We start from the raw sequence: 5,880 nt of genomic DNA on the forward strand, positions 1-5,880 counted from the left end.
ATTTCCAGCGATCGCCATCATTGTTGGCCGTTCAAATCATAAAGGGGAATGAATTTACTCCCCTTTGACGTAGAATAGCCTCCGTTCCGGGCACATACTGGCGATTTCCTCTGCCCGGGATCGCCACAGACTTCTTCCTACTTTCTCCACAGAGCCGCGCGTGTCACGTCGAAATAAAAAAGTCGAAGAAACGATCCCTCATTCGTTTTTCATCCGTCCACAAGAGAAGTTGTTAATCGACACTCTGCCGGACATGTCGGGGAAACGAGTGATCTGTACGTCGGCCGGGCGTGCCCAGTTTGCCGTCGCCTACGCGACAGATCATCCTGACGCTCAGGTTGATTGCTGGTTTCTCGATATTTTTCACAGGACGCAGAGCGAATTCCGTATCAGCGAAGATGGACCGCCCCCCCCGAACCTGAATCTGATCTGCCAGCCGGATCTGCCCGATCACGAAGCGGATCTCGTGGCGTTCGCCTTCAAAAAGGGGGGTGAGGCCGAGCTGACCCGCGATCTGCTCCAGCAGGGACACCAGCGTCTGGTCGAGGGGGGCCGGATGGTCGTTTCCACCGACAACGACGAAGATCAGTGGATTCACAAAGAGTTACGGGCGATTTTTCCCAAGGTAACACGTCGCCCCGTCCGGAAGCAGGGGACTGTCTATCTCGCGACGAAAGTGGCGCCGCTGAAGAAACTCAAAGACTTCGACTGCGAATTCGCGTTTCGTGACCGGGGCCGACTCATCTACGCGTACAGTCGTCCCGGTGTCTTCAGTCATCGTCATATCGACGGGGGTGCCCGGGCCTTGATGAACAAGATGGTCGTCAAACCGGGCATGAAGGTCCTGGACCTGGGAAGCGGCGCCGGTACCGTCTCACTGGCCGCCGCCTTCGCGGCAGAAAATGTCTCGGTCCACGCAGTCGACTCCAACGCCCGCGCCATTCAGTCGCTGGAACGGGGGATCGCTAAGAATGAAGCTCCCGGGATCACGTATGCCCTGGACGCCGAAGGGGAAACTCCCGCATCAGACGAGTTTGACCTGGCCCTCGCCAACCCGCCGTACTTCTCGAACTACGCGATCGCGGACTTGTTCCTCGACACGGGTCATCGGGCACTGAAACCCAAGTCAAAAATCCTGATCGTGACCAAGACCCCGAACTGGTTCGTCGAACGGATGCCCCTGTGGTACGGGGACGTCGAAGTGGCTGAAGCCAACGATTACTGGATCGTTACAGGCCGCAAGCGGAAAGAATCCCTCGCAGATCAGCCGCGAGAACGGCGATCTCGTGAACAATACGACTGAGTTCCACCGACCGGCAACTTCATTCGATCAGACTTCGTTCGAATGAGGTTGGGACAGACTGCAAATTGCGGCCAGTCCCCTGACTCCCATTGTCCATCAGGGACAACCGGATCTGTTTCGAACCGCTAGGAACCCAGCGGATCCAGCAGTTGGATGACGTGCCGCACTTCGTAGGGACGCTTCACCAGCCCCGTGGATCTCGCGGAATTCCACTGCATCATGCAGACGTGATTCGACGTCGCCAGAATGACGGGGGTACCGACCGCCTCATTCAAGAAGGCCGATTTGCGGGCGAGAATCTGCTGCGCGTTCTCTGGCTTCTGAATGTTATAGACCCCACCTGATCCACAGCAGTCACGTGCCTGGGGTGCCAGTTCCCATTGATATCCGGTCGCGTCCAGCACGTTCGCAGGAATGCCAGCCGCCTTTTGACCATGCACCAGATGGCAGGGAAGATCCACATAGACGCGCGCCGCTTGGTCCTTCCTCGTCCGCGTGACGAGCTTCTGTTCACCCAGATAACCGAGCACGTCACGAACCGGGACTGCGCCTTTCATGGTCTTCCCCAGCGCCAGGCCGCAACCGGAAGAATTGCTGACGATCGCGTCCACATCCAGCTTCCCGAAAGCGATCCGGTTCTGTTCCTGGAGTTGGTCGACGCCGTCCATCCCCGTATGTTCCTGGAACGCCCCGCAGCATCCCTGATCGGGCGGCACGATGACCTGGATATTGTTCTCGATCAGTACCCGCACGGTTGCGAAGTTGATTTCGCGGAAGAGAGATTCCATCAGGCAACCGGTCAGCAGCGCCACACGCGGACCGGTCGGCCGGTGGACTTGCATCAGGTGGCTGACATAGGCCTGCGTCGACTGAAACGCGGCAGGCTCGCCTTTGAAGAGAAAGCGATGGGGCAGGATCCCGGCTTTCCGCAGCAGTCGCGCTGGTAGCATCGCCAGATTGAACAGCGATTGATGCCGGGCTAAGCCTGCAGCAAACCTCAACGAGATGGGGGGACGCGACCGCTTCTGGGCGACGTGCTGATGTTTGACCTGTTCAAAGATCTGTCCATACGGAACATTCGCAGGACACGCCGACTCACACGCCAGACAGCCGACGCATTCGGATGTGTAATGGTCGGTCCAAGGATCTTGCGGAATCCGCCCGTCAGCCTCTTCGCGCCAAAGCCGTAGCCGACCACGGGGCGAGTTATTCTCATCCCCGGTCAGTTTGTAGGTCGGACAGACTTCCAGACAGAAACCACAGTGAACGCAACTCGCAAGCAGATCAGGGTCCATTGAATGACACGACTGAGCGGCGGTCGGGCGATTCGAATTTGACGTCGTCACAATCAATGAAGTTCCTGTTCGAGTAACTGAACCCAGTCCGCTTCCAGCGGTGACATCTCGGCCGGCGGCAGGTGCCGCGAGAACCAGTCCCCACCCCCCATCGTCAACCGTTGAGCGTACTCATCGACCAGTCGCCGGATACGGTCGACTCGAGCTGTCTCGTCATCGAGATATCCGTGAAGCACACCGTTATAACAAAGCGCCACGCACCGAATTCCACCCTGACCGGCGATTTCTCTGGTCATCGCCAGCAGGCTTTCCGGAGACGTCTTGAAGACAAAGTCAGGAATCCCATCGGCCGGCAACTCCCTTCCCGCTTCTGGCTGATAGACCAGTTCGTGGGCCCGCGCGAATGACGAAACAAAGTCCTCGATCAGGGCGCTTTCTGACACCGGACTATTCACCACGATCCGCAGGTGGCCCGAGTCCTCCGGTGACCCGACGAGATAGTCGATCGAATCCAGCCAGTGCATCCAGCAGGTCTGCAACAAGTCCGCCGCCGCTTGCAAGACATCAGTTGATTCACCGAATAACCCATAGACACGAGTCACCCCGCAATCGGGACGCAGTCGCACGACGTAGTCGGTCGGTTCACCAAAGCGGCCATTTGTGGAGAGCAGAAACCGGAACAGATCATAGCCCGTCGTCGTCTTCACGACGCGTTCCCCCACCCGAACCACCTTTCCGCTTGGAAATCGCCAGTTCATCCCGATGATGTTGTCGCAATAGGGACCAAACCGTGACGAGGCGGGGGCAAACCCTGTGGCGTTCACCTGCTCACGCAGCGTGGCGTTCGGATCAAGAATCAGCGGGAAACGGAGCCGACTGGGGGATGCTTTCGCATTGATCTCAGCCAGCTTCGCATCGGCACTCAAGCAAAGAACACCATCGATTTCATCCAGGAAATGCGTGAAGCAGCGAGATCCCGTCGTCGCAGCGTTTTCGTAGATTTCATCATGCGGAGCGTCATGAGCCAGGTCTGCACTTCCGGTTGAAATGCCATTGGCCGGGGCAGTTCCGTTCGTCTCTTCAAACCGGCGACCCGCGAACACCTTCAGCGGATTCAACTGATGTCGGGGGTTGAAGATCGCCGGAATCGCCAATTGCACCCGCGTCATGTCTGCGCCGAAAACAAGCGGCATATACGCGGTCTTGTCATTGCCGATTCCATGTTCACCAGAAAGCGTGCCACCGACTTCCACGACCCGCTGCATCAGCCGCTTTCCAATCAGCTCGACTTTTTCCAGTTCCCCCGGCTTGCGGGAATCAAACAGAAAATTCGGATGCAAGTTGCCATCACCTGCGTGGAAGACGTTCACTGCGCGGATCCCCGCCGCATCCGCTTCGTCATAGACCAGCTGCAGCAGCTCTGCGAGAGCCCGTTTCGGGATCACCGCATCCTGGACGACGAAATCGGCACTCAGTTGGCCCATCAGGCCACCAGCGGCCTTACGTGCCTTCCACAGCTTCTTACGCTGTTCGTCATCATCGCTGAAAACCACATCCTGGGACCCCGCCTCTCGCAAAATCTGTGCAACGGCTTCGACTCGCGCGTCGACCAGTTCCGGCGGTCCGTCGATCTCGGATAACAGCATGAACGAGTTCTTCGGCAGACCGACGGCCATCGGACTGTTCTCGACCATCTCGACACAGCGAGGGTCCATCAGTTCGATCGCGACCGGAAACGAGGAATGAGCGACCAATGCGTGAATCGCCCGCTCGGCCGTAATCAGGTCCAGGTAAGTGGCTCGGAACGTCCAGACCTTGTCAGGGCGGGGCAGCAGCCGCAGCCAGAAACGGGTGAAGGCTGCGAGCGTTCCTTCCGAACCGACCATGAATCGCTTCCAGTCCTCTCGCCAGTCGCCTCGTCCACCGGCCGGTCCGCCAAATCGGTGAACGGAACCGTCCAGTAGAATCGCTTCCACCCCCAGCACATAGTTACTAGTCACGCCGTAGCGGAAACAATGCGCCCCCCCAGCGTTCATGGCGATGTTCCCCCCCAGTGTGCAAACTGGCCCACTGGATGGATCGGGCGGATAGAAAATTCCGTACGGCTTCAGAACTTCGTCGAGCTGATTCAGAATGACGCCACATTCCACTTCGCACCACAGACCCGACTTGCAGATGTGCCGGACACTTCTGAGACCGGACGTATGGACAACGACGCCCCCCTGAGCAGCAACGGGGCCACCTGACAGCGATGTCCCGGCCCCCCGGAGACAAATCGGCACCCCCAGTTGCCGTGCACTGGCGAGGACGCGGATCATGTCGTCCGCATCTGTGGGAATCACCACCGCATCGGGACGAAAGGTTTTGTAACCGAGCCCATCGGCATCATAACCCGCCAGTTGAGCCGGTGAGGTAAGGACCCGGCCCCGAACCGACGATTTCTTCAACAGACTTTCCAGCCGATGTGACTTCATGGCAGCGGTCTTTAAGCACGAACGGGGATCAGCAGAGCGACTTCAACGATGTATCGGCAATTGCTTGTGGGAGAGTGACGCATTTGTAGAGACTCACCGCAACCCAGCACAAGGTTGATGGAGATTGCATTTGGGAACTCGGCTGATGACAATTCCAGAAGTTCTGTTGTTTGTGCCCCGCTCGGACATGCTTTAACAGGGCATGACAACGGACTGCCGGATGGCTCTTTTTACTGAAATTTGGACGAATCGCCGCCGCGCCAAACAACAGATATCATAATCATCGCACCTCCAATTGAGTTTGAGTTAGAGTCATTCAACATGGGTTTGCCTCAACGATCCGGAATGCTGACGTCCTCCGAATACTTGGAAATTGAGCGGCAGGCCCCGTTTCGAAGTGAATTCTTTCGTGGCGAAATGTTCGCGATGGCGGGAGGTTCCGCCCGACATAGTCGAATCAAGACAAACCTGCTGAGTCTATTGAATAACCGTCTGAAGGGTCAGCCCTGCGTGACGTACGACAACGACCTCCGGATGATGTGCCCCACCGGCCTCTACACCTACCCCGACGCAAGCGTCATCTGCGGTGATCTGACATTTGACGACGACCGCGAGGATACTGCCCTGAATCCCACGGTGTTGCTGGAGGTCTTGTCGAAAAGTACAGAGGCCTACGACCGGGGAAAGAAATTTGACCACTACAGAACGATCCCGACTCTTCAAGAATATGTGCTCGTTTCCCAGGACGAGCCGATGGTCCAGACGTTCTTTCGGAATGAAGACAACACCTGGACGCTGACCACGGTCT

At 57.5% G+C, this 5,880-nt stretch carries 4 protein-coding genes; 2 read left to right on the forward strand and 2 right to left on the reverse strand.

Annotated elements, in window-relative coordinates:
* Window positions 1–160 precede the first annotated feature (160 nt).
* Window positions 161–1,303: a class I SAM-dependent methyltransferase gene (locus tag VGE80_RS07495; protein WP_373650238.1), complete on the forward strand. Its 1,143-nt coding sequence runs from the start codon at window positions 161–163 to the stop codon at window positions 1,301–1,303.
* A 125-nt stretch (window positions 1,304–1,428) separates the two neighbouring features.
* Here VGE80_RS07495 and VGE80_RS07500 read toward each other — a convergent pair whose 3' ends face one another.
* Window positions 1,429–2,649: a (Fe-S)-binding protein gene (locus VGE80_RS07500; protein ID WP_440592204.1), complete on the reverse strand. Its 1,221-nt coding sequence runs from the start codon at window positions 2,647–2,649 to the stop codon at window positions 1,429–1,431.
* A 2-nt stretch (window positions 2,650–2,651) separates the two neighbouring features.
* On the reverse strand, window positions 2,652–5,072 hold the full coding sequence (locus VGE80_RS07505; protein ID WP_440592205.1) for an FAD-binding oxidoreductase: 2,421 nt from the start codon (window positions 5,070–5,072) through the stop codon (window positions 2,652–2,654).
* A gap of 345 nt (window positions 5,073–5,417) precedes the next feature.
* Here VGE80_RS07505 and VGE80_RS07510 point away from each other — a divergent pair.
* On the forward strand, window positions 5,418–5,880 hold a 463-nt coding region (locus VGE80_RS07510), incomplete at its 3' end, for a Uma2 family endonuclease (RefSeq protein ID WP_440592206.1).

Origin of the sequence: Schlesneria sp. (genome assembly GCF_036405755.1) — a bacterium.
GTDB classification, from domain to species: domain Bacteria; phylum Planctomycetota; class Planctomycetia; order Planctomycetales; family Planctomycetaceae; genus Schlesneria; species Schlesneria sphaerica.

Coding starts and splice junctions, on each gene's coding strand:
- VGE80_RS07505 (WP_440592205.1), bottom strand. CDS start 5,072: ATGAAGTCACATCGGCTGGAAAGTCTGTTGAAGAAATCGTCGGTTCGG.